Annotated in this window: 20 protein-coding genes; 10 read left to right on the forward strand and 10 right to left on the reverse strand. The window is 72.5% G+C overall.

Going from position 1 to position 22,958, the window contains the following annotated elements:
* The first annotated feature begins 14 nt into the window (after window positions 1-14).
* Together ACIBVP_RS04490 and ACIBVP_RS04495 are read left to right on the forward strand one after the other, a co-directional pair.
* Window positions 15-1,169, forward strand: a complete 1,155-nt coding sequence (locus ACIBVP_RS04490) for a YbdK family carboxylate-amine ligase (RefSeq protein WP_396104542.1) — start codon at window positions 15-17, stop codon at window positions 1,167-1,169.
* 57 nt (window positions 1,170-1,226) lie between these two features.
* Window positions 1,227-2,396: a hypothetical protein gene (locus tag ACIBVP_RS04495; RefSeq protein WP_396104543.1), complete on the forward strand. Its 1,170-nt coding sequence runs from the start codon at window positions 1,227-1,229 to the stop codon at window positions 2,394-2,396.
* On the opposite strand, the gene ACIBVP_RS04500 is transcribed toward ACIBVP_RS04495, so the two are convergent.
* Window positions 2,393-2,749, reverse strand: a complete 357-nt coding sequence (locus ACIBVP_RS04500; RefSeq protein WP_396104544.1) for a VOC family protein — start codon at window positions 2,747-2,749, stop codon at window positions 2,393-2,395. The genes ACIBVP_RS04495 and ACIBVP_RS04500 overlap by 4 nt on opposite strands.
* Window positions 2,750-2,792: 43 nt before the next feature.
* Between ACIBVP_RS04500 and ACIBVP_RS04505 the strand changes: the two genes are divergently transcribed.
* Window positions 2,793-3,620 carry a class I SAM-dependent methyltransferase gene (locus ACIBVP_RS04505; protein ID WP_396104545.1) on the forward strand — a complete coding sequence of 276 codons (828 nt, stop codon included), beginning with the start codon at window positions 2,793-2,795 and terminating at the stop codon, window positions 3,618-3,620.
* Here ACIBVP_RS04505 and ACIBVP_RS04510 read toward each other — a convergent pair.
* Window positions 3,610-4,554 carry a helix-turn-helix domain-containing protein gene (locus ACIBVP_RS04510; protein ID WP_396104546.1) on the reverse strand — a complete coding sequence of 315 codons (945 nt, stop codon included), beginning with the start codon at window positions 4,552-4,554 and terminating at the stop codon, window positions 3,610-3,612. The genes ACIBVP_RS04505 and ACIBVP_RS04510 overlap by 11 nt on opposite strands.
* 304 nt (window positions 4,555-4,858) lie before the next feature.
* Here ACIBVP_RS04510 and ACIBVP_RS04515 point away from each other — a divergent pair, with 304 nt between their 5' ends.
* Window positions 4,859-5,959: a branched-chain amino acid aminotransferase gene (locus ACIBVP_RS04515; protein ID WP_396104547.1), complete on the forward strand. Its 1,101-nt coding sequence runs from the start codon at window positions 4,859-4,861 to the stop codon at window positions 5,957-5,959.
* Between the two features lie 7 nt (window positions 5,960-5,966).
* Here the strand turns inward: ACIBVP_RS04515 and ACIBVP_RS04520 are convergent, their stop codons facing one another.
* Window positions 5,967-7,070, reverse strand: a complete 1,104-nt coding sequence (locus tag ACIBVP_RS04520; protein ID WP_396104548.1) for a type VII secretion protein EccE — start codon at window positions 7,068-7,070, stop codon at window positions 5,967-5,969.
* A 116-nt stretch (window positions 7,071-7,186) separates the two neighbouring features.
* On the opposite strand from ACIBVP_RS04520, the gene eccB reads away from it, so the two are divergent.
* The 6 genes from eccB (at window position 7,187) to ACIBVP_RS04550 (ending at window position 13,962) form a co-directional block, all read left to right on the forward strand.
* A complete protein-coding gene (gene eccB, locus ACIBVP_RS04525) occupies window positions 7,187-8,551 on the forward strand; it encodes a type VII secretion protein EccB (RefSeq protein ID WP_396104549.1) in 1,365 nt (454 codons plus the stop codon).
* Entirely contained in the window at window positions 8,551-10,833 is a 2,283-nt protein-coding gene (locus tag ACIBVP_RS04530; RefSeq protein ID WP_396104550.1) for a sensor histidine kinase, read from the forward strand. Before eccB ends, ACIBVP_RS04530 begins: the two co-directional genes overlap by 1 nt.
* Complete coding sequence (locus ACIBVP_RS04535; protein ID WP_396104551.1) at window positions 10,830-11,471, forward strand: DNA-binding response regulator; 642 nt, start codon at window positions 10,830-10,832, stop codon at window positions 11,469-11,471. The genes ACIBVP_RS04530 and ACIBVP_RS04535 overlap by 4 nt, the downstream gene beginning before the upstream one ends.
* Before the next feature lie 112 nt (window positions 11,472-11,583).
* Window positions 11,584-12,231 (forward strand): LuxR C-terminal-related transcriptional regulator, encoded by a 648-nt coding sequence (locus ACIBVP_RS04540; RefSeq protein ID WP_396104552.1) that lies wholly within the window; start codon window positions 11,584-11,586, stop codon window positions 12,229-12,231.
* Between the two features lies 1 nt (window position 12,232).
* Window positions 12,233-12,856, forward strand: a complete 624-nt coding sequence (locus ACIBVP_RS04545) for a sensor histidine kinase (protein ID WP_396104553.1) — start codon at window positions 12,233-12,235, stop codon at window positions 12,854-12,856.
* A gap of 137 nt (window positions 12,857-12,993) precedes the next feature.
* Window positions 12,994-13,962, forward strand: a complete 969-nt coding sequence (locus ACIBVP_RS04550; protein ID WP_396104554.1) for a S8 family serine peptidase — start codon at window positions 12,994-12,996, stop codon at window positions 13,960-13,962.
* Between the two features lie 388 nt (window positions 13,963-14,350).
* Here the strand turns inward: ACIBVP_RS04550 and ACIBVP_RS04555 are convergent, their stop codons facing one another.
* The 7 genes from ACIBVP_RS04555 to eccCa form a co-directional block, all read right to left on the reverse strand.
* A complete protein-coding gene (locus ACIBVP_RS04555) occupies window positions 14,351-15,274 on the reverse strand; it encodes a DUF6973 domain-containing protein (RefSeq protein WP_396104555.1) in 924 nt (307 codons plus the stop codon).
* 38 nt (window positions 15,275-15,312) lie between these two features.
* Entirely contained in the window at window positions 15,313-16,104 is a 792-nt protein-coding gene (locus tag ACIBVP_RS04560) for a transglycosylase SLT domain-containing protein (protein WP_396104556.1), read from the reverse strand.
* A gap of 12 nt (window positions 16,105-16,116) precedes the next feature.
* Window positions 16,117-17,295, reverse strand: coding sequence for a WXG100 family type VII secretion target (locus ACIBVP_RS04565; protein ID WP_396104557.1), 1,179 nt, complete (start codon window positions 17,293-17,295; stop codon window positions 16,117-16,119).
* 5 nt (window positions 17,296-17,300) lie between these two features.
* Window positions 17,301-17,852 carry a hypothetical protein gene (locus tag ACIBVP_RS04570; RefSeq protein WP_396104558.1) on the reverse strand — a complete coding sequence of 184 codons (552 nt, stop codon included), beginning with the start codon at window positions 17,850-17,852 and terminating at the stop codon, window positions 17,301-17,303.
* Window positions 17,853-17,941: 89 nt separating this feature from the next.
* Entirely contained in the window at window positions 17,942-18,298 is a 357-nt protein-coding gene (locus ACIBVP_RS04575; RefSeq protein ID WP_396104559.1) for a WXG100 family type VII secretion target, read from the reverse strand.
* A gap of 33 nt (window positions 18,299-18,331) precedes the next feature.
* On the reverse strand, window positions 18,332-18,688 hold the full coding sequence (locus tag ACIBVP_RS04580) for a WXG100 family type VII secretion target (protein ID WP_396104560.1): 357 nt from the start codon (window positions 18,686-18,688) through the stop codon (window positions 18,332-18,334).
* A gap of 214 nt (window positions 18,689-18,902) precedes the next feature.
* Window positions 18,903-22,880, reverse strand: a complete 3,978-nt coding sequence (gene eccCa, locus ACIBVP_RS04585) for a type VII secretion protein EccCa (RefSeq protein ID WP_396104561.1) — start codon at window positions 22,878-22,880, stop codon at window positions 18,903-18,905.
* Between the last annotated feature and the right edge of the window lie 78 nt (window positions 22,881-22,958).

The following is a 22,958-nucleotide window of genomic DNA, read 5'->3' on the forward strand; positions in this document are numbered from 1 at the left end:
GGCAGGAGGTAGGGATGGCGGACGGGTCGGCCGCCACACTCGCTGTGGGCGTCGAGGAGGAACTGCTGCTCGTCGACCCCGGCACCGGCGCCACCGTGCCCGCCGCCCCCGAGGTGTGCCACGCCGCGGCCGCCATGCGGGCGGCGGGCGACGACGCCGCGCTGCGGTCGCGGTGGTCCGCCGCCCGCGTCGAGGCGGTCACCGGCACCTGCCCGACGCTCGACGAGCTGGCGCGGCGGCTCGTCCACAACCGCGTCCAGCTGACCACCGCGGCCCGCGCGGCCGACGTGTGGCTGGTGCCGAGCGGGTGCGCGGTGCTCGACGGCCCGGTCGCGCCAACCGAGCGGTTCGCCGGCGTCGCCGACGTGTACGGCGGGGTCGTCGCCGACCACCACCCGTGCGGCTGCCACGTCCAGGTCGGCGTGCCGGACCCGGAGACGGCGGTGGCGGTGGTGAACCACCTGCGTCCGTGGCTGCCGACGCTGCTGGCCCTCTCGGTCAACTCCCCGTTCACCGGCGGCGCCGACACCGGCTACGCGAGCTGGCGCGCGGTGCAGCGGTCCCGGTTGCCCGCGTCCGGGATGCCGCCGCACTTCGCGTCGGTGCGGGCGTACGAGGCACGCGTGGCCCGCCTCGCCGAACAGGGCGTGCTGGTCGACGACGCTTCCCCGCTGTGGCTGGCGCGACCGGTGCCGCGACTGTCCGCTGTGGACCTGCGGGTCGCGGACACGGGCATCGACGTCGACGCGACGCTCCTGCAGGCGGCGCTGACGGTCGCGCTGGTCCGCACCGCGCTCACCGACCTCGCCGCCGGCCGCGAGGCCCCCGCCATCGGCGAACAGGTCGCGGCGACCGCGCTCTGGTCCTCGGCCCGGCACGGCATGGCGGGCCCCGGCATCCACCCCGTGCTGGAACGCCAGGCCCCGGCAGCGGTCCTCGTCACCGAGCTGCTGGCCGCGGTCCGCCCGGCGCTGGAGGACCTGGGCGCGACACAGATGGTGCGGGAGGCGGTCCGGCGCCTGTTACGCAGTGACACCGCCACCGCCACCGCCACCGCCACCGACACCGGCACCGGCACCGGCACCGGAGCCGCCCGCCAACGCGCCGCGGGCGACCCGTACGAGGTGGTCCGCATGCTCGCGACGAGCACGGTGCCGGGTGCCGGATAGCGACGAAACGCCCCAGTACGATCCCGCGTCTACGGTTCCGCGGTGGTGGGAGACCAGATGACCTCGGCTGACTCGGCGGACGGTGACCCCGTCGCGTGGGGTGACCTGCCGCCGCGCAACCCGGACTTCACGGGTCGTGAGGACTTGCTCGGGCTGGTGCACCGCCGCCTGTGCGACACCACACGGACGGCGCCGGTGGCCCTGCGCGGACTGGGCGACATCGGGAAGTCACAGATCGCGGTCGAGTACGTCCACCGGCACCTGGCGGACTACGACGTCGTGTGGTGGGTGTCCGCCCGGCACCCGGCCGACATCCGAACCGGTCTGGCGGGCCTCGCCCGTCGTCTCGGCATCCCGGGCGACGACGAGAAGACCGCCGCGTCGGCCGTGCTGGAGGAACTGTCCCGTGGCGAACGCCGGTGGCTCCTCGTGTTCGACGACGCGGGGCATCCCGACGAGGTGTGGCCGTTCCTGCCCGGCGGCACCGGGCACGTGCTCGTGACCTCGCGCAACGGCAAGTGGGCCTACAAGGCCTCGACGATCGAGGTCACACGTGACCGGGGCGGCACCGCCACACCGCGCCGCCACCTGGACGGCACCCACGTGATCTGCGTGTTCGACGTCGAGAAGTACGGCGACCGCGAACGCACGCGGCGCAACCGCATGGCCGTTCGCGAGGGCATGTACCGGGCTGCCCGCACGGCGTTTCGCCGGGCGGGGATTCCGTGGGAGACCTCCTACCGGCGGGACACGGGCGACGGGATTCTCATCGCCGTGCCCGCGACCGGCGCGGACAAGGGCGCCTTCGTCGGCGAGCTGCCCCGCGCGCTGTCCGAACTGCTGGACGAGCACAACTCGGCGCATCCCGACGCGGTGATCCGGCTCCGCCTGTCGCTGGACGTCGGTGAGATCGCGTTCGACGGTCACGGCCCGGACGGGCCCAGCATCATCCACGCGACACGGTTGAACGACGCGGCGCCGTTCAAGTCCGCCCTTGCCCGCTCACCCCGGCCGTTCGCCGTGATCACCTCGGCCTACGTCCACGACGAGATCGTGAGACAGCACGACGGGTACGCGCCGGAGGAGTACCGCCGGATCGACGTCCAGGTGAAGGAAACCCAGAGCGTCGGCTGGGTCCGCGTACCGGGTGAACCGCCCGCCACCGCCTCCGTGGTGCGGCGGTTCGGCCTGCGGTTGCGCGACGTCCTCCGCGCGGCGGGCCGTTAGGCGTTCTCGGGTGGGAGGACGCAGAACTCGTTGCCTTCCGGGTCCTGCATGACCACCCACGGCACCGTCTCGTCGTCGGTGACGACGCGGCCGCCCAGCGCCACGAGCCGGGCCACCTCGTCGTACTGCGGGCCGGGCGCGCGCACGTCGATGTGCACGCGGTTCTTCGCCCGCTTCTGCTCGCTCACGGGGTGGAAGAGGAGCACCGGGTCACCGTCGGATTCGATGTACTCCGTGCCGTGGGCGTCCCGCCAGCGGCGGGTGATCCGTAAACCCAGGGCGGTGCACCAGAACGCCGCGAGCGTTTCCGCGTCCCGGCAGTCGAACACGGTCGCGATGATCCGGCTCGGCATACGTCCCACGTTAACCGCTGGCCAGGCCCTTTACCGTGTGATCATGAGCTCCATCGATGTCGGTGCGGTCGCGTCCGCGATGGCGGCCGGGGCCACGGAACCCGGCGTTCAGCTGGTCCAGACCCGTTTCCGCGCCGGGCTGGTCGAGGGCTGGGACCCGCGGCCGGGTGACCGCGTGCTGGAGGTGGGATGTGGCCAAGGCGACATGACCGCCGTGCTCGCCGCCGCGGTGGGGGAGCGCGGGCACGTCACGGCCGTCGACCTCGCCGACCCGTCCTACGGTGCGCCGGTGACGCTCGGCGAGTCGGCCGACATCCTGCGCGCCACCCCGCTGGGCGGGCGGATCGACTTCCGGTTCGGGTTCGACGTGCTCGCCGAGACCTTCCCGGACGACGCGTTCGACCACGTCGTCCTGTCCCAGTGCTCGTGGTACTTCGCCGATCTGGACCAGCTCCGCGCCACGCTCACCCGGGTACGGCCCTGGGCGCGGCGCCTGTGCTTCGCCGAGTGGGACCTGGCCCCGGCCGCGCACGAGCAGCTCGCGCACCTGCTCGCGGTGCAGGTCCAGGCCGTGGTCGAGGCCACCGGAGAACGCGGCGACGGCAACGTGCGCACCCCGTTCTCCCGCGAGACCCTGCTGCGGATCCTCGACGCGACCGGCTGGCGGGCGGACGAGCCGAGGACCGTCGACACCGCCGGCCTGCACGACGCGGAATGGGAGATCCAGCTGTGCCGTGAGGTGGTCCGGGAGCGGCTGCACACGGTGCCCTCGGCGGTGCGGGACCTGGTCAGGAGCCAGCTGGACGTGCTCGACTCGGTCGCCGACCACGTCCGGCCGCTGCCGGTGTACTCGGTGACCGCTACTCGGTGAGCAGCCCGTGCCGCTCGGCCAGCACACCGGCGTGGAACCGGGTGCGCGCGCCGAGCTGGTCGAGCAGCTCCGCGACGCGCCGCGTGACCGTGCGGGGGCTGACGCCGAGCTGACGGGCGATCGTCTCGTCCTTCGCGCCCGCGGCGAGCAGCGTCAACAACCCCAGGTCGGCCTGCCCGGCGGCCTCCCGCACCGGCACCAGCGGCGCGGCCTGGTCCCACAGCAGGTCGAACAGCACGACGAGCGCGTCGAGCAACGCGCACCTGCGCACCACCAGCGCGCTCTCGACCATGTCCTCCAGCACGAGCGGCAGCAGCGCGACCTCCCGGTCGGCGATCGCGAGCTTCATCGGCAGCTTCGGGTGCACGCGGGACTCCTCGCCGCTGTCGACCGCCCGGTGCGCGGCCGCCAGCGCGCCGGGCAGCTCCAGCGACTCCGGCGCGTACAGCCCGCGCACCCGCACGTCCTCGTGCAGCCGCGTGGTCACCTCCTCCTCGGACGGCGACGCCTGCGCCGCGTAGGGCGGGCGGTCGATCACCAGCAGCTCCCGCTCGCAGTCCCGCACGAGCTGGGTGAACCGGTCGGCGACGGCCCGCTGGCCCACGAGGATCTCCAGCAGCTCGTCCGGCTGACGCGCCACGTTCATCTCGGCGACCAGCGCCCGCGCGTTGGCCTGCAGCGTGGTCAGCTCCCGCTGCCGCCGCGCGACCAGCAGGTCGATGGCGGTGTCCGGGCGCGCCGCGAGCAGGCGCACCGGCCTGCCCGGCAGGCGCGTCACGAGGCCCAGCTCCTCCAGCTCGCCCACCGCCTTGCGGGTCACCCGCTCCGAGCGGTGCACTGTCCGCGCCAGCTCCGCCGCCGTCCGGCCGGGGTCGGCGAGCAACGCACGGTAGACGGACTCGGCGAACGCCGTGATCCCCAACGCCTCGAGCATGCCGACCATCGTGGCCACTTCTCGCCAAGGCGGCAACACGCCATGCGGAGTCACCCCAAGCGGCACAGGCCCACACAACCCCGCGAGTCGCGCGCTCGGACACACCGAGTTGTAAGTTTCGTGCAGACCTGTACCGGTGTCCAGTAACAGCAATTAATTATATAGATGTCCGATTATGCTCGAATCTGGAGACGCGAGGACGCCGCGCGTTCCTGACGTCTGCGCGTCTCAGCCGTTACGCGAGGATGGTTGACCCGCCGAAAGTGGCCGCATAGCGTCACTTTCCCGACCTCATGGGGGCATTGTGACCAAGCTTGAGATAGCCGACCGGACGCTGGCCGCCGGTGACCGGATCACCGCGGACGAGCTGCGGACCCGCTGTGCGCGCCCCGCCTTCGGGCGGGTGCTGACCGAGCACATGGTGTCGTTGCGGTGGACGGCCGAAAGTGGCTGGCACGACGCCGAGGTCGTGCCCTACGGCCCGCTGACCATGGACCCCGCGATGGTCGGGCTCCACTACGGCCAGGTCGTCTTCGAGGGCATGAAGGCGTTCCGCCACGCGGACGGACACGCCGTGCTGTTCCGGCCGCACGACCACGGCGCCCGCTTCGCCGACTCGGCGCGGCGGCTCGCGATGCCCGAACTACCCGTGGACACCTTCGTCGCCGCGGCGCGTGCGCTGGTCCGCGCCGACGAGCGGTGGGTGCCGTCCGAACCGGCGCGCAGCCTCTACCTGCGCCCGATCATGTTCGCCACCGATCCGGTACTCGCGCTCGCGCCCGGCCTCGAGTACCGGTTCCTGCTGCTCGCCATGGTCACCGAGAACTTCTTCGGCGCCGACAGCCCGCCGGTGTCGGTGTGGGCGAGCACCCGCTACAGCCGCGCCGCGCCCGGTGGGACCGGCGAGGCCAAGTGCGCCGGCAACTACGCGCCCGCGTTCCTCGCGCAGCAGGAGGCCGCGGAGCACGGTTGCCAGCAGGTCGTCTGGCTCGACGCCGCCGAGCACCGCTGGGTCGAGGAGATGGGCGGCATGAACATCTTCTGGGTGCACGTCCGGGGTGAGGAGACCACGCTGGTCACACCGCCGCTGACCGGGACGCTGCTGCCCGGCGTGACGCGGCGGTCCCTGCTGACGCTGGCGCAGGACGAGGGTTTCCGCGTCGAGGAACGGCGGGTCACGCTCGACGACTGGCAGCACCTGACCGAGACCGGCGCGTTCGCGGAGGCGTTCGCGTGCGGCACCGCGGCCGCCGTCACCCCGATCGGCCGCGTGGTCGCCGAGGGACGCGAGTGGACCGTCGGCGACGGGACGGCCGGGCCGGTGTCCGCGCGGATGCGCACGGCGCTGACCGACGTCCAGCGCGGCATCGCCCCGGACAAGCACGGCTGGCTCGTCGACGCGTGAAACCTGGCTACCCGAGGGCGAGCGGGAGCGTGGTGAGCGTCGTGCGGCGGTGGCGGCCGTCGGCGCGGAACAGGCGGCCCAGCTGCGTGCGTTGCTCGGCGGTCAGCCGGGTGCGGTAGTTGGGCAGGCCGACCCGCACCGCGGCGCTCGTGGTGGTCGTGCCCCACGCGGACCGGCGCAGTGTGTAGGCGGTGCTGGTGAACGTGGTCGCCCGCGGGCACCGGCCGAACGACGCCACCACCTCGTCGGCCGCCAGCGGGACCAGGCAGACCTGCCGGTGCGTGCCGAGGGTGGCGCCGTCCCACGACTCGCGGGCGCGGTAGCCGACGGTCGACGCGGCGACGTACCGGGCGTCGTGGCCGGTGCCGGTCGCCGTGATCAGGTCGTCGTGCAGTTCGCGCGGGTCGAGCACCGAGCTGTCGTAGCCCGCTCCCGCGAGGTCGGTCACCAGTCGCAGCGCGGCGGCGGTCGCGGCGCGGCGGGCGCCGTCGGCCCCGCCGCCGCGGGCCAGTGCCGCGGCCGGTGCGTCGTCCTGCCGGTAGTGGAGTGCGAGCCAGTACAGGGTCACGGGCGCGGGCGTCACGGGGCGGCCCGGAGTCGACCACGACACGAGTGACGCGGCGGCCAGGGGGACGTCGGTGCGGTCGAACGCGGTGCGCAGCAGGGAGATCAGCGCGGCCGGGTCCGGGTTGGTGCCGGGTGCCAGCCGGATCGTGACGCTGTGGCCGGGGCCGTCGCCGACGCTCGTGACACCGACCCGTTCGCCGCCGCGGCCCACATGGGTGCTGATCGTCAGCTTCGGCTCCAGCGCCAGGAGCGGGGTCGCCGCCGCCTCGCGGGGGCGGCGGCGGACCAGGAACCTGGCGGCGATCGCCAGCCACTGGTAGCCGCACAGCCCGCCGACCCGGACGGTCGTCGCCGCGACCGCGAGCACCGCCGCGGCGATCGCGGGGATCGCGGCGCCGTCGAGCGGGAACGCGGTGATCAGCACGGCGAGCGCGGCCAGCTGCCACACCACCACCTGCCGGGCCGCGATCGGCAGCAACCAGCGGAAGGAGCGGTGTCCCGCCGTGCCGCTCGTGGTGTCCGGCGCACCCGCAATTGTCGTCATGATCCGCACCGCCCCGTAAACAGATGGAAATAAATTGCCAACTGTGATCAAAACGGTGGTTAGTATCGCCCGTATTCACAGTGCGATCAACCTCCGCCGGAGCAAGGGGTCCGCCCGTGTGGACGCAACGAGATCAGATCCAGGCGTACCAGTTTCTGCGCCGCCGCTTGGTTTCCGCGCTGGTCTCCGCCGACGCGAACCACCCGGTTTCGCCGTCGAAACGTTTGGTTCTCGGTGTCGCGATCGGTGCCGCTGTCGCTCTTTTGACCACCGCGGTGTTCGGCGTCATCGGTCTGCTCAGCCCGAGCCGGGCGCAGGAGTGGCGGCAGGGCGGACAGGTGATCGTCGAGAAGGAGACCGGCGCCCGGTTCGTCCTCGGCGCGGACGGCGCGCTGCACCCGGTGCTGAACTACACGTCCGCGCGACTGCTGGCCGGTGGTGACGGCGCCAAGACGGTGACGGTGCCCGCGAAGACGCTCGCGGGCACGCCACGCGGCTCGGTCGTCGGGATTCCCGGTGCGCCGGACTCGTTGCCGCAGAAGGGCAAGCTGCTGTCCGGTCCGTGGACCGGCTGCAGCCGGGTCTCGCCGGACCGGCCGTCGGGCGACGCGCCGATCTCCACTGTCCTGTTGGGACAGTCGCGGCCGGGTGTCGCGCTGCGTGCCGGGCGGGCGGTCCTGGTCAGGTCTGCCGACGGCCTGTTCGTGCTCACCGACGGGCGGCGGCACCGGCTGGTCGGCGCGACCACCCCGGTCGCGCTCGGCTACACCGCCGCAACGGCGGTCCCCGTCGCGTCGGCCTGGCTGAACACCGTGTCGTCCGGCCGCGACCTCAAGCCCGTCGACGTGCCGGACGCCGGGGCCGCCGGGCCGTCAGTCGGCGAGGTCCGCACCCGCGTCGGTCAGGTGCTCGCGACCGGCGCGGAGTACTACGTGGTCCGGGCCGACGGTCTCGCGGTCGTCACCGAGACCGAGGCCCTGCTGGTGCTCGGCGCACCCGCGAACGCGCGAGCGTATCCGGGCGACGTGCCGCGGCCGGTGCGGGTCGCGCCCGCCGACGTCGCCACCGCACGCCAGTCGGCCACCGTCGCCGACGGCTACCCGAGACGCCACCCACTGCCGCTCCCGGTCGAACGGACCGCGACGTTGTGCGCGACCGGCGACCGGATCACCGTCAGCGCCGGGGCTCCCGGCACGAAGCCTGTGCTGACCGACCCGGAGGAGAACGCCGCGACCGAGGTGTTCGTGCCGGGCGGCGCGGGCGCGGTCGTGGAGGAGGAGCCCGCGCCCGGCGCATCGGCGGGTGCCGTGTACGTCATCACCGACACGGGCATGAAGTACCCGGTCGCCGACGACAAGGCGGTCGCCGCGCTCGGCTTCGGCTCGGCGAAGCGGCAGGGGGTGCCCGCCGCGGTGCTCGACCTGTTCCCGACGGGTGTCACGCTGAGCCCCGACGCCGCACGGAAACCGGTGCCCGGCTGATGGGTGCGGCGGAACGCGGCCTGCTGCGACAGGGACTTCGGTACTCCCTGATCCTGCGGCTGATCGTGGTCGCCGTCGCCAGCGTGGTGTCTCTCCTCCTCGAACCGGGACCGCGGCCCGCCGTCACCGCGGCCGTCGTGGTGGCGCTCAACGCGTGGAACCTCTGGTACGCGCGGTACCGGCTGCGTCACCACGGGCACGGCCGGGCGTGGCCGGTGGTGCTGGACGTGCTGGTGATGAGCGCGATCTGCCTGACCCAGGGGTGGACCACGACGTACGCGTTCTCGCCGGCGGAGAACGTCGCCGCGCCGAACTGGGTGATGGTCGCCGCGGAGATCACCGTCGTCGCCTACCCGTGGCAGGTCGGCACGGCGGGGCTCGCCTGTGTGGCGACGACGCTGCTCGGCGCGTACCTCGGTGGCGCGGCGCTCGCCGAACCGGGCGGGCTCGGCCTGACGCCGCTGGACCTGTGGCTGGTGGTGGAGGCCGCGCTGTCGTGGGGGCTGTACCGCCTGGTGCGCAGGCACGGGCGGGCCGCCGACGAGCAGGTCGCGCGTGGTGAGTGGCTGCGCAGGTCGGCCGCCGTGGCCGCCGCGCGGCGGGTCGACGAGACCGAGTACCTGGCGACACTGCACGACACGGCGTCCGCGACGCTGCTCATGGTCGGTGCCGGGGTCGTGCCGGGACGGCAGGACTGGCTCGCCGAGCAGGCGGCCCGCGACCTGGAGGCGATCGACGGGCCGGCGGCGCCGGGCGGCGAGGTCGATCTCGTCGAGCTGCTGCGGGACGTGCTGCGCCAGTCGCCGCTGCGGGTGCGGTGGCGGGGCGTCGACGCGCTCCGACTGTCCGCTGTGGACGCGACGCTGCTCTGCCACGGCACCCGCGAGGCGCTGACGAACGTGCTGCGCCACGCCGGGACCGACGAGGCCGAGGTGACCCTGACGGCCGACGCCACCGCGGTCGTCGTCGAGATCGCCGACCGCGGCCGCGGGTTCGACCCGGCCAGGGTGAACGACCACCGGCACGGCGTGGCCGGGTCGCTCGTGGCCCGTATGGCGCGGATCGGCGGCAGCGCGACCGTCACCAGCGCGCCGGGGCACGGCACACGCGTGCGGATGTCGTGCCCGCTCACCACGGCCGTCCCGGTCGACACGGGCGCCGACACGGGAGCTGACACCGAGCTGATCGCGGTCAACTTCCTGCGGGGCCTGCGGTGGGCCGTCGTCGTGATGAGCCTCGTCATCCTGCTCCTGCTCGACCTGCCGAAGCTGTTGTCCAACAGGGACGCCTACGGTTCCGTGGCCACGCAGTTCGTCGTCATGGCGGGCTTCTTCGCGGTGTCGGTGGCGGTCGCGGTCGCGATGTGGCGCGGCCGCGCGGGTCCGCTCGGCTGGTGGCGGTGGCCGGTGGTGGCCGCCGTGGTCGCGTTGTCGGTGCTGGCGACGTGGACCGTGCTGCCCGAACACCGGCTCGGCGTCGCGCACTGGTCGGAGGGCGACGCCGCGTGGTGGCTGGTGCTGCTCGTGCTGGACAGCAGGATCGCGGTGTTCGTCGGGCTCCTCGCGGCGCACTACGCGCTCACGTTCGCCCACGCGCTGCTCGCCGGGCACGCCGTCGTCACCGTCGCCGGGACGGTGAACGCGACGCTGATCGTGGTGGCATACCAGCTGGCCGTGTGCGTGATCGCGGCCGTGCTCCGCAACCTCGCCTGCTCGGCGGCCCGGCTGGCGCGCGAGGAGGAGGAGCTGCGGACCGCGGAGGCGGTGGAACGGCAGGTGCACGAGTACCGCCGGGAACGCTTCGCCGACGTCGCCGAGACGACCGTGCCGCTGCTGGCCGGGCTGGCGTCGGGCGCGCTGGACCCCGCCGACGAGGCGGTGCGCCGGTCGTGTGCCGTGGAGGCGACCAGGATGCGCCGCATCTTCGCCGAGACCGCCGACCACGCCGCCGACACCGACCTGTTGCTGCGGGAGCTGCGTGCCTGCGTCGCGCTGGCCGAACGGAACGGGGTGTCGGTGTCGTTCGCGGAGGTCGGCACCCGGCCCGACGTGCCGCTGACCGTGCGGCGTGCGCTGACCGAGCCCGCGGTGGCGGTGCTGGCCACCGCACGCGGCAAGGTCCGGCTGACCGTCGCCGGCGACGTCAGGACGCTCACGGTGAGCGTTGTCGCGCAGCGGCCCCCGTTCGACATGCCGGAGCCCGACCACGACGGCGTGCGCACCGCGAGCGTCGTCGACGGCGACCGGTTGTGGATACAGACGACCTGGCGAGGTGAACCGTGATCACGACCGTCGTCGTCGACGACCATTCCGTGGTGATAGCGGGTGTGCGCACGTGGTGCGCGGTGGCCGACCCACCGATCAAGATGCTCGACGCGGGCCCGACGCCGGCGGTCGCGTGGCTCGACCCGGGCCGCGAGGCCGACGTGGTGGTGCTGGACCTGCAGCTCGACCGGTCGGGCCCGGCCTACGCGGACCTGAAGCGCCTGGTGGACGCGGGCAGGCGCGTCGTGGTCTACAGCGGGCGGACCGACCGCGAGACCGTGCTGAACTGCGTGGACATCGGTGCGTTCACCTACCTCACGAAGGCGGAGGGTGAGGAACACCTGGTGGCCGCGATCCAGGCCGCCGCGGCGGGCGACAGCTACACGCCGCCGATGATGTCGGGCGCCATCGGCGCCGACGACCGCCCCCACCGGCCGAAGCTCTCGCCGCGGGAGAAGGAGGTCCTGCTCGAGTGGTTCCACTGCGAGTCCAAGGAGATGGTCGCGAAGCGGCTGAGCATCACGGTCTCGCGGGTGAACCAGTGCCTGGAACGGGCGCGCCTGAAGTACGCCAAGGTGGGCCGCGAAGCCCCGACGAAGGCGGCGCTGGTGGCCCGTCTCATCCAGGACGGGCACGTCAGCGTCGACGAGCTGTAGCGGTTGCACCTGGGAACACTCCGAAATGGGGGACGAACGACCACCATCACACGGCCGCCGGGCTCGCTACCGTCGGTACCGGATCAGACACGGGACCGCCGAGGAGGGACCGATGGCCACGATCGCGGTCGGGGTGATCGAAGACCATCCGCTCTACCGTGCCGCGCTGGCGGCCCTGCTCGCCGAGGAACCGGGGTTCGAGCTCGACGCGGCGGGCGAGTCCGTCGCCGAGTTCGCCGCCCGCAGGCGGAGCACGGACTGCGTGGTCCTGCTGGACCTCAACGTGCCGGAGGTGCGGGACGCCGCCGCGGTGATGGAGGTCGTCCGCCTGGGACACCGCGTGCTCATCGTGTCGGCGCACGCGAACAGAGCGCAGGTGCTCGGTGCGATGGACGCGGGCGCGCGGGGTTTCCTCTGCAAGGACGCCGACGGCGCCGAGATCCTGCGCGCCATCCGGGAGGTCGTCGCCGGGCGGCGGTACCTGTCGCCGACCGTCGCGTCGTTCGTGCTCGACGCGTCCGAGCGCAGCCGCGCCCAGTACCCGGAGCTGTCCGTGCGGGAGATCGAGGTGCTGTCCCGCGTCGCGGCGGGGGAGCGGGACCGCGACATCGCCGAGGCACTGGCCATCAGCGTCCGCACCGTCCGGTCCTACCTGGACCGGATCCGCGACAAGACAGGCGTGCGCCGCCGGTCCGACCTCACCCGGTACGCCATCCGGCACGGCCACGTGCGCGCCGAGAAGTCGTTGCTGACCGCCTGAGATGCGCACGAGGCTCGCGCTGGCCGCGCTGGCGGCCGCTCACGCCGCCGGGGTGCGGCGGGGCAGGCGCGCGGAGCGGACCGCCGTCAACCGGTACCTGCACGACACCGTCCTGCCGACGCTGGAGGCGTTCGCGCTCGCCGCCGCCGGGGACGCAGACCGGGCGCCGGAGAAGCTCGCCGACCTCCGCCGGACCGCGCGGGCACAGGCCGCGGCGTTGCGGCGGGATCTCCTGGACCGCGGGCCGGAGCCGGTGTCGGCGCTCTCCGACGCGCTGCGGTCGGCGATCGCCGAGGAGGAACGGCACGGGCTGCGGGTGGACCTGGTGGCCGACGCCGATCCGGTGCTGCCCTCCGCACGCGGGCTGGCGGTGTGTGACGCGGTCCGTGAGGTGCTGCGGAACACCCGCAGGCATTCGGGTGTCGACCGGGCGCGGGTGCGGGTCGTCGAGCGGGCGGGCGGGATCGCGGTGATCGCCGCTGACCGCGGTGCCGGGTTCACGGGCACACCCGGGTTCGGGATTCGGGAGTCCATTGTGGGCAGGATGGTCGAGGTCGGTGGCGCCGCCCGTGTCCGGTCACGGCCTGGGCGCGGGACGACGGTCACGTTGTGGGTGCCGCGGTGAGGGTGTTGCTGGCGTTGTGTGTCGCCGCGCTGGGGCTCGGGGTGGCGCCCGCAGCCGCGGCGCCGCAGTGTGTGCGGCCGACGGGGGTTTATCGTGAGCCGCCGACGTGGGCGGCTCGGTTGACCGATCCTCGGTCCGTGTGGCCGCTCACCACCGGGGTGGGGCAGACGGTCGCGGTTCTCGGTACCGGGGTGGACTCCGGCAACCCACAGCTGGACCGGGTTCTGCCGGGCGCGACGGACGACTGCGACGGGCGTGGCACGTTCGCCGCCGGGATCGTCGCGGGCCGGCCGGATCCGGCGACGACCTTCACCGGTATGGCGCCGGGGGCCCGGATCCTGCCGGGCAAGTACACGGAGACGACCGGCAACGGGGGTGCGCCCGATCCGGACCGGCTGGCGAGTGCCATCTCGGGCGCTGTCGACGGGGGTGCGACCGTGGTTCTGGTGGTCGTGCCGACCATGCGGGACAGTCCGGCGTTGGTGCGGGCCGTGCGGGAGGCTGTCGCGCGGGACGTGGTGGTCGTGTCGCCCGCCGTCGGGGACAAGGCTTCGGCGCGGTCCTATCCGACGAGTTTGCCCGGCGTGCTCGGGGTGGGGGTCGTGGACGAGGGGGGTGGGGCGGTGCAGGGGGAGGCGGGGGAGCACATCGCGGTTTCCGCTCCCGGTAAGGATGTCGTCGGTACGTCGGCGCGGACCGGTGGGAAGCTCGGGCACATCTGGGGGCTTGCTTCGCCGCCGCTGTACGCGGCGGCTGCTTACGTTGCCGGGGCGGTGGCTTTGGTTCGTGCCTACCGGCCGGAGTTGCGGGCCGCGCAGGTGGTTCAGCGGGTCGTCGAGACGGCGAGCGGGCCGCCTGGGCGGGATCCGCGGCTCGGGTGGGGGGTGCTCGATGTGCGGGCGGCTGTGACGGCTTCGTTGGGTGGGTCGGTTGCTTCCGGGGTTTCCGCCGCGCCTTTTGTGCCTGCTTCCGGGCCGGGGGAGCCGGTTGTGCATCGGCGGCTTCCTGGGGTGTTGGGGGTGGGTGGGGTGTTGTTGGCTGTGGTTGCGATCGTGTCGGTGGGGGTGGTTCGGCGGGGGCGGGCTCGGGGGTGGCGTGGCGGATGAGTGGGCTTTCCGGTGTGGGTTTGTGTCCTCGTCGGACGGGCTGCCGTCCGGGGGGTCCTCGCCGGACGGGCTGATCTCGGGGAGGGGCCTTCCGATTCTTGCTTGTTGTGGTTTGGCATGGATGGGTGGCCTGCCCTCCCGTCGACCTCCCTCCGGGCTATCACACCGCGTCAAGGGGCCGGTGTTTTTGTGCATGGTGTGCTTTTTGTTGGCCCCTTGACCCGGTGTGATCGGGCTTCGCCAGGTCGACGGGAGGGCAGGCAGGCCGTCTTTGTGGGCTTTCGCCCGGCTTGTGCACGAGGCTGGGCCCGCTTCGCGGGCCTCGGGCGCTTCGCGCCCGGGCCTTCCGGGTGGTGGTGCTGTGAAACACGCTTTCAGGGCATTGGGGTCAGTGGAGGCGGCGGCGGTCGAAGTACGTTTGGCCGTCTACTACCTCGTTGCTGTACTGGAGGTCGCCTGCTGCGTCGATGACCACCGTTTCGCCGGTGCGCACGGCCTGTTCTAGTCGGTCGGCCAGGGCGGTCTGGTCCAGGTCCGGGTTGTCCACGGCTATGACGCGGCCGACCTCGTTGTTGAACAGGTCCATGGCTTCCTTCGCGGGTGGGTTGCCCGCCAGCGCCTCGTGTGCGGTTGTGTAGTCCGCTGCCCACGACGCGCCGAACTGGCGTTCCAGCAGTGCGCTCGCGTACGCGTGCCGGTACGCGTCGCCGTGGCCGTCTTCCTGGCCCCAGCTGGAGAAGCGGGACTGGGCCTGTTCGTAGGCCTCGTCGCGGATGGTGCTGAACCGCCACGCCTCGTACCAGTTCAGGTCGTCCAGCATGGCTGCCTCGGTCGCGGTGATCGATCTCGGGGTCACCACCTGGTCCAGTGGCCACCCCGGGTACTTCGTGGTGCCGCCGGGGTCGGGGGAGACCTGGTAGTTCCGCAGGATCTCGGCCGGGGCCAGCTTGCGCGGGCCCACCTCGGCCGGGGGGATCGGGTGCGCGGCCTGCTCGTCGATCCGTGCGGCCTTCTCCTGGTCCCAGTCGCGGAAGGTCATGGTGGACAACTGGATGCCGCCGATGACCTCCTGCAGCTTCTCGCTCGCCGACGTGAGCCGGGCGGTGCCCTCGTACACCGCCCGGGCGTGCCCCGCGCCCGCCCGGGCCGAACCCTCGACGTCGCCGAACGCGGCGGTGGGAACCATTCGCCCGGTGAGGGCTCGCGCGATGCGGTCCAACGCGGACACCTGCCGGGGCAGGTCCCGGGTCGCGGCAACGGTCAGCGCGTCGTGCTGAACGTGAAACCCGGGCCCTGGGGCGGGTTCCGGCATGTCCGGGCTCCTCTCGGCTCACCGGGCGAATGGCGGACTCAGTCCGCGCGTACCTTCTGCGCGGTCGTGTTGATGCTGTCGGCCTGCCGGCCGGAGAGGTCCTCGTAGCACTTCGCGCCGGAGCGGATCTCGTCGCTCTGGGTGCGGAGTCGCTCCTGGCCGCGCGTCGCGTGGTCGCGGTACGCCTGCGTGTTCGCGGTGTGCGCCTGGTGCGCGGTACCCGATGCCTGCACCTGACCGAACGCCGCGCTGCTCGCCGCCGCGCCGCCGACGGTGTTGGCGGCGCGCTTCAGCTTGTCCGCCGGGTTGAGCAGCTTGCCGACCGCTTCGAGCAGTTTCTGCAGCTCCGACATGAACCCGTTCGAGTTGGACTGTTGCCCGTCGGCGCCGCTCGGGGTGGTCTGGTGGTCCTGCTGCACCGGGGCCGGGTCCGTGGCCGCGCCGTTGTTCATGTTCGCGATGCCCTGGCGTGCGGTGTCCAGGTGCGACCGGTACTGGCCCTCGGTGTAGGTGGACCAGTCGTTGAACGAGTTGTTGCGCTGCTGGTAGATCTGGTACGCGTGCTGGGCGTTGGTCGCCGGGTCGAGGTTCGCGTCGTGGTTGCGCGTCGCCTGCTCGGCCGCCGTGCCGTAGCCGGGGTTGAGCGACCGGATCTGCCACAGCCCGACCGACGCGCCCCACTTCTGCGTCTGCAGGCCGATGTCCCCGAGCGCGCCTGGGTTTCCGCTCGACTCCGCCAGCGCGACCGCGACCGCGATCTCCAGGTCGTCCCCGGTGAACCCGGCGTTGGCCGCGTGTTGCGCGATTTCCTGGGCCGTCAAGTTCGGCATTTCACATTCCTCTCAGAATCGGTACCCACCCGGCGGGTCCTGCTCGACGGCGGGGTCCTCGCCGACCACCGGTGGCGTGATGGTCGCCGACTCGCCCCAGACCTCCTCGGTCTCCATGAGCCACGGCGGGATGCGGCGCGCCCCGGACATGTCACCCGCGCCAGGGGCGAACGGCATGAACGGCATCATCGGCATGCCGGTGCCCATGCCCGCCCCGGCCGCCGCCGCACCGCCCGCGGCACGCATGGCGGCCGCGGCTGCGGCCGAGCCCTGCTGTGCGCCGACCACCCCGGCCTGTGGCGTCGCGGCGGTCCCACCGCCGATCGCGCCGCCTCCTCCGCCACCACCGCTGAAACCCTTGAGCGGCACCGTGTTCGGCTTGGTGTCCTTCTTGTCCTTCTTCACCGGCTTCTTCGACCACGGCGGCACCTTCGGCAGCAGCGGCATGCCGAGGCGACCGGTGCCGGCGGCCACGGCGGCCGCGATGCCCGCGCTGAACATGTTGCCGAACACCGGTTTGCTCGTCGTCTGCTCCAGCTCGGTGCCGCCGTGCCGGCCGAGTTCGTCCTGGCCCGCGACCTGCCCGGTCGGTGGCACGTCCGGTGCCGCACCGGCGGTCGGGGTGCGGGGAATGGACTGGTCGGCGGCCTGGTAGTGACCCGCCAGTTCGGTCATCACGGCGACCGCCCTCGCGTGCGCCGCCTCCGCCGCCGCGGCGGCCTGCTGCTGTTCCTCGACCGCGCGCACCGCGTCGGCCTGCTGCTGCCGTAGCTCGTAGACCTGGCCGCGGGGCAGGAACGGGTTGACCGACAGCGGCGTCGAGGCCATCCGGACCGTCGCGCCGGACAGTTCGGGAACCGCGACCGGGGGCGGCATCTCACGCTTGGCCTTGGCGAGCGCGTCGGCCGCGTCGTGGGTGAGGTCGCGCATCACGAGCGACGCCTCGGCGATCCTGCGCAGGCCGGTGGCGAGGTCGCCGACCATGACCTGGTACTGCTCGGCGGCGCCGCCCTTCCAGTCCTTGCGGAACCGGGTGAGCTTGCCCTCCAGGTTGGACGCCTGCTCGTTGAGCCTGGCCCCGACCGCTTCCCACTGGTGCGCAGCGGTGCGCGGGGTCCCCTCGTCGCCCGCGTGGAGCATGTCCCACAGCTCCTGGTGGCTGAACGCGGCGAACGGTGTGGTGACGTACATGGGCGTCACGCCTTCCCTGGCTCGTGCTCGTCGAGGAGCGCGTCGACGATGTCCTCGACGACGTCGTCACGGGAACCACCGGGCTGCTCGTGCGGCTCGTCGCCGATGATGTCCTCGACGATCGAGTCCACGACATGCCCGCCGAGGCCGTTGCCGATCGCGTTGCCGATCCCGTTGCCGAGGCCGTTGCCGATGCCGGGAGGCAGGCCGTCGGGACCGAGCCCGGGGCCGACGCCGTGCGCGGCGTTCCGCACCGCCGCGGCCACCTCGTCGTCGTAGTGCTCGTAGGACGTCGTCACGGACTTGGTGATCTCCGCGGCGAAGTCGATCGCGTCGCGCGCCTGCCCGACCAGGACGGACATCTCGTCGACGGCCACGTCGTGGTTGGTGCGCAGCGACTGCGCCTCGCCGAACGTGCCGAGCAGCATCGCCGCCACGGTGAGCGCGTCCAGGTGCCCCTTCGGCTGGGCCATGCCACTCAGCTGGGTGCCCAGCTCGTGCGTGAACGTCGTGAGCGAGTCCAGGTTGATCGCGAAGGCCTCGTCGGGCGACGGCATGAGATCCCCTTTCGCGGCGCGGGTCGCGGCGGGGTGGGTGGCCTGCCTGGCTCACCCACCCCACGCGCGCCCGACGTGGAGGTGGTGGCTCAGTACAGGCCCTGCCCCGCCGGGGTCGCGCCGTGCTGCTGGAACTTGGACGCCAGGTGCCCGTCGAGCGCCGCGCCGTCCGCGGCCGACTGGCTCAGCAGCCCACCGAGGTTGTGGACGATCTGCGTCATCTCGGCGAGCAGCCCGCGCAGCTTGGACTCGGCGGCCTGGGCGTCCAGACCGGACTGCGCGCCGGACCGGTACCAGGTCTCGCGGACCGGGCTCAGCGCGGTGTCGAGGTCGCTCAGCGCCACGTTGATGGCACCGGCGTACTTCACCAGCGAACCACCGGCGCTGTCCACCGCGCCGTAGTTCATCGCGACGGTGCCGCTGGAGGCTGCGCCTTCCGTGTACATCGTCAGCTCACTCCTTTCGGTCGTACTGGGGGATCAGCCGTTCAGGCCGGACACGATGCCGGAGCCGCCCGACGCGCCCTGAGCGGTCTGCGTGAACTTCACGCCCTGCTGGCGCGAGAACTCGGAGTGCTGCGTCATGACCTCGTTGAACTTCTGCGCGATCACGTTCAGCTCGAGCCGCGCCTTCTGGATGCGGTCGTTCAGCAGCATCTTGTTCTGGTCGAAGGAAAGCCTTGCCGCGCCGTTGAAGTTGGCCGTCGCGCCGACCAGGCTGTCCACTTCGGAGTTGAGCTTGCCCATCATGTCCTGGATGCGGACCGAGGTGTCGTCGAAGTCCTTGGCGGCCTTCCCCATGACGGCCTGGTCAACGAGAATTCCCTGAGGTGCCATAGTGTGTGTTACCTCCTTCCGGGAGTCACACTATGGGCGTCGATCGGCTGCTCCAACGGCACAACTGCCCAGCTCTTCGACGGCGTTTTTACCCACAGGGGGCATGGGTTTCCCTCGGGGGGCAGGCTGTCTTTGTGGGCTTGCGCCCGGCTTTGGCGGTGGCTGGGTGCTGAAGGGGTCCTTCGGTGCGGTGGTTGGGTGACGATTGGGGCCTTCAGGTTGGTTCTGTCCAGCTGACCTGGACCAGTTCGGTGCCCGCTCGCCTGCGCACCAGGTTTCCCCGGCCGGGTGGTTGCGGGCCCGGCCGCACGTCACCGATCAGGGCGCCCTCGTCCCGGTCGCCGGACATCACGATGCCCGGCGTGCCCAGTTCCCGGATGCGCTGGATCACCGGGTCGAACGCCGCCCTCGCCGCGCCGCCGCTGCTCCTCGTGATCACCAGGTGCAGGCCGATGTCCCTCGCGTGCGGCAGGTAGTCCAGCAGGGGCTGCAGCGGGTGCACCAGCTTGCCCGGGGACGCGACCAGTTCGTAGTCGTCCACCAGCAGGAACAGCTCGCGGCCCGTCCACCAGTCGCGGCGTCGCAGCTGTTCCGGGGTGATGTCCGGGCCGGGCAGGCGTTCGCGCATCGCGGTGGCGATCTGCGTGACGTAGTCCTCCAGTACCGGTTCCGAGCCCGCGTACCCCAGCAGGTGTTCCCGTGGCACCGCGCCCAGCAGTCCCCGCCGGTAGTCGACCAGGACGATCCGGGCCTCGTCCGGGGTGTAGCGGCGGGTGATGCCGTCGGCGATGGTGCGTAGGAGTGCGGTCTTGCCGCATTCGACGTCGGCGAAGGCCAGGAAGTGCGGTTCGGCGTCGAAGTCGATGTACGCCGGGCGCAGGTCGGACTCCGCCAGGCCCAGTGGGATGCCGCGGCCCGGCCTGTGCCACGCGTCCGCCAGCGACGCGGCCGGGACCTCGCGGGGGAGAAGGCGCATCCTCGGAGCGTGCGGGCCGGGCCACGCGGCGGTGATCCGCTTGACCAGGTCGGCGGTGCCGTCCGGCAGCGTGTCCACGCGGTCGTCGCCGTCGAGGCGGGGCAGCACCCCCAGCATGTGCAGCCGGTCCATGGTGATGCCGCGGCCCGGCTTGTTCTTCGGGACGTTCATCGCCACCCGGCGGTCGATCATCGAGTCGGACGGGTCGCCCAGGCGCAGCTCGACGCGGGTGCCCATGCTGTCGCGCAGCTGAGTCGGCATGCTCAGCCACCACGTCGTCGACACGGCCACGTGGATGCCGAACCCCAGGCCACGGGTGGCGAGCCGGATGATCGTCGCCTCCAGGAACTCGTACTCCTGGCGGACCGTCGCCCAGTCGTCGATCACCAGGAACACGTCGCCGAACTCGCGGCCGTCGTCGCTCTCGGTGAAGTCCGCACGGCGGGAACGGAACGTGGTGATCGAGTCGACGCCGTGTTCGGCGAACAACGCCTCCCGCTGCGCCAGCAGGGACGCGACCTCCGCCACCATGCGCCGACAGCTCTCCGCGTCCCGGCGTACCGCGTAGCCGCTCACGTGCGGCAGCCCCGACACCGCGCCCAGCGCGCCGCCGCCCATGTCCAGCAGGAACACCTGCACCTCGGCCGGGGTGTGGGTGAGCGCCAGCGACGCGACCAGCCCGCGCAGGAACGTGCTCTTCCCGCTCTGCGGCGCGCCGATCAGCATCACGTTGCCCGCCGCGCCGGTCAGGTCGAACCACAGCTCGTCGCGGGTCTGCTCGAACGGCTTGTCCACGATGGCCACCGGGACCACCAGCGACCCGTTGCCGCGCCAGTCCTTCGGGCACAGCCCACGCCGTTCGTCGGCCGCGAGCGGCGGCAACAGCTGGTCGAGCGTCGGTGGGTCGGCCAACGGCGGCAGCCAGATCTGGTGCGCGGGCGGGCCCATGCCTTCCAGCCGGGACAGCATCGCCCCCATGATCGTCTCACCGGTGCCGTCCGCGGCGTCCGGTGTGGACGGTGGGGCAGGCGTGGGCGGGGTCGGGTCGGTGACCCTCGTCAGCCGGAACGGCAGCACCTGCCTGCCCGGCGCCGCCGGTCGCGCCGGGCCGGTCACGCGTGGCGGCAGCTCGCCGGACACGAACGCGGTCTTCAGGCGCCGCAACGTCTCCGTGTCCGTCTTGAGGTACGCCGAACCCGGCACCGCGGGCAGGTGGTACGCGTCGGGCACGCCGAGCACGGTCCGGCTCTCCGCGGCCGAGAACGTCCGCAGGCCGATGCGGTACGACAGGTGCGCCTCCAGCCCCCGCAACCGGCCCTCCTCCAGCCGCTGCGACGCCAGCAGCAGGTGCACCGCGAGGCTGCGGCCCAGCCTGCCGATCTGCACGAACAGGTCGATGAACTCCGGGCGGCTGGACAACAGCTCGCTGAACTCGTCGATGATCACCAGCAGCGACGGCATCGGTGCGAGGTCGGCCCCGGCGGCGCGGGCGCGCTCGTAGTCGCGCACCGACGCGAAGTTGCCCGCCGCCCGCAGCAGCTCCTGCCTGCGCACCAGCTCACCGTTGATCGCGTCGGCCATGCGGTCGACCAGTGCCAGGTCCTCCGACAGGTTGGTGATCACCGCGCACGTGTGCGGCAGGTCGGTCATCCCGGCGAACGTGGCGCCGCCCTTGAAGTCGATCAGCGCCAGGTTCACCGCCTCTGACGAGTGCGTCACGACCAGCCCGCAGACCAGCGTGCGCAGCAGCTCGCTCTTGCCGGACCCGGTCGCGCCGATCGCGAGGCCGTGCGGGCCCATGCCGCCCTCCGCGGACTCCTTCAGGTCCAGCTCCACCGGCTGGCCCTGCGGGTCGAGCCCCAGCGGCACCCGCAGCCGGTCGCGCGCGGACCTCGGCCGCCACGTGACCGCCGGATCGGTGTCGCGCGGGTCGTCGAGGCCGAGCAGCACCGCCAGCCCGAACGTGGTCGACAGCGGGCTCTCCGCGGTCACCACCCCGGCCCGCGGGTACGGCGCGAGCTCCCTGGCCAGCGCGGTCGCGGCCAGGTGGTCGACCTGGTCGTGCACACCGAGGTAGGAGTAGACCGCGTCCGACCCGGCGTCGACCAGCATGCCGACCTTGCCGTCGGCGACGTGGAGCCCCAGCTCGTGCGGCCCGATCTCGGCGGGCGGGGTGTCGGTCAGCTCGATCACGGTGACGCCGTGCAGCCCGGGGCTCGGCGTGATCCGGGTGGCGCCGTGGGTGCGTCCGCCGTCGACCACGACCACCAGGTGCGGCGCGTCGAACCCCATGCCGCCCTGCCGGGTGAACGCCGGGCGTTCGCCGAGGTCCTGGCCGAACTGCTCGGCCAGCTCGTCGAGGTTCCCCGCCACGTACCGGACCGGGCCGACGGCGTCGGAGTCGGACGCCGACGCCGCGTGCGGCAGCCACTTCGACCAGTCCCAGTCACCCTGGCGGTCCGTCGCCACGCACAGCCCGAGCAGCAGGTCCGTGGGCGCGTGGAACGCCACCGCCTGCGCCAGCAGCGCGCGGAGCAGGTCGAGCGTGGCGTCCCGGTGCCCGCTGATCTCGATGCGGGAGAACGCACGCAGCGAGATCGCCACCGGCAGGTCCGGCACGGTCGAGTAGGCGCGGATGAAGTGCCGCAGCGCGGTCGACGACACCGGGTCGAGGTCCTCGAGCGGCGCCGTCTGCGGTGCCCGCAACGGGGTGGCGAGCCGCTGCGGGCCGGCCCCGACCCGGACCTGCCCGAAGTCCGGGTCAGAGCGGCGGCGCTCCCACCGGCGTGAGCCGCGCACCAGCGTCCACAGGTCCGCGGGGGCGGGGCGGTCGAACTCCAGCGCGAGCCGCTGCGCGTCGGCGACGTCGTGCACCTGCTTGCGCAGCCCCGCGAGGTAACGCTGGTAGTCGCGCCGCTCCTCGTTGATCTTCGCCTTGGTCTGGTGCCTGCCGCCCGCGAGCATCATCACGACCATGCCACCCATGACCAGGATGAACAGGCCGCCGAAGACGAACGTCATCGGGCCACCGGAGCGTCCGATGTAGACGAACGACATGGCGCCCATGCCGAGCATCATCGGCACCATGAACAGCATCTGCAGCAGCGCCTGCGCACTGCCCTTCGCCAGGACCGGCGGCGACTGCAGCACCAGCTCGCCGGCAGGCGACCGGGGCGCCGGGGCGCGGCGGGGACGAAGCGTCGGGGCGGCGGTCATGCGGGTAATCATCGTCAGATCCACGGACACCGGGGTGGGTACTTTTGCCGTCTGCCGGGGTCGTCCGGTCGTCCTACG

This window comes from Actinophytocola sp. NPDC049390, from assembly GCF_044466355.1.
Classification (GTDB): Bacteria; Actinomycetota; Actinomycetes; order Mycobacteriales; family Pseudonocardiaceae; genus Actinophytocola.

Bases quoted from the DNA above. Each gene is read 5' to 3' on its own strand.
- ACIBVP_RS04520 (WP_396104548.1), bottom strand. From the start codon at position 7,070: ATGACGACAATTGCGGGTGCGCCGGACACCACGAGCGGCACGGCGGGA.
- ACIBVP_RS04490 (WP_396104542.1), top strand. From the start codon at position 15: ATGGCGGACGGGTCGGCCGCCACACTCGCTGTGGGCGTCGAGGAGGAA.
- ACIBVP_RS04530 (WP_396104550.1), top strand. From the start codon at position 8,551: ATGGGTGCGGCGGAACGCGGCCTGCTGCGACAGGGACTTCGGTACTCC.
- ACIBVP_RS04565 (WP_396104557.1), bottom strand. From the start codon at position 17,295: ATGTACGTCACCACACCGTTCGCCGCGTTCAGCCACCAGGAGCTGTGG.
- ACIBVP_RS04560 (WP_396104556.1), bottom strand. From the start codon at position 16,104: ATGCCGAACTTGACGGCCCAGGAAATCGCGCAACACGCGGCCAACGCC.
- ACIBVP_RS04555 (WP_396104555.1), bottom strand. From the start codon at position 15,274: ATGCCGGAACCCGCCCCAGGGCCCGGGTTTCACGTTCAGCACGACGCG.
- ACIBVP_RS04500 (WP_396104544.1), bottom strand. From the start codon at position 2,749: ATGCCGAGCCGGATCATCGCGACCGTGTTCGACTGCCGGGACGCGGAA.
- ACIBVP_RS04580 (WP_396104560.1), bottom strand. From the start codon at position 18,688: ATGGCACCTCAGGGAATTCTCGTTGACCAGGCCGTCATGGGGAAGGCC.
- ACIBVP_RS04570 (WP_396104558.1), bottom strand. From the start codon at position 17,852: ATGCCGTCGCCCGACGAGGCCTTCGCGATCAACCTGGACTCGCTCACG.
- eccCa (WP_396104561.1), bottom strand. From the start codon at position 22,880: ATGACCGCCGCCCCGACGCTTCGTCCCCGCCGCGCCCCGGCGCCCCGG.
- ACIBVP_RS04505 (WP_396104545.1), top strand. From the start codon at position 2,793: ATGAGCTCCATCGATGTCGGTGCGGTCGCGTCCGCGATGGCGGCCGGG.
- ACIBVP_RS04545 (WP_396104553.1), top strand. From the start codon at position 12,233: ATGCGCACGAGGCTCGCGCTGGCCGCGCTGGCGGCCGCTCACGCCGCC.
- ACIBVP_RS04495 (WP_396104543.1), top strand. From the start codon at position 1,227: ATGACCTCGGCTGACTCGGCGGACGGTGACCCCGTCGCGTGGGGTGAC.
- ACIBVP_RS04540 (WP_396104552.1), top strand. From the start codon at position 11,584: ATGGCCACGATCGCGGTCGGGGTGATCGAAGACCATCCGCTCTACCGT.
- ACIBVP_RS04510 (WP_396104546.1), bottom strand. From the start codon at position 4,554: ATGCTCGAGGCGTTGGGGATCACGGCGTTCGCCGAGTCCGTCTACCGT.
- ACIBVP_RS04575 (WP_396104559.1), bottom strand. From the start codon at position 18,298: ATGTACACGGAAGGCGCAGCCTCCAGCGGCACCGTCGCGATGAACTAC.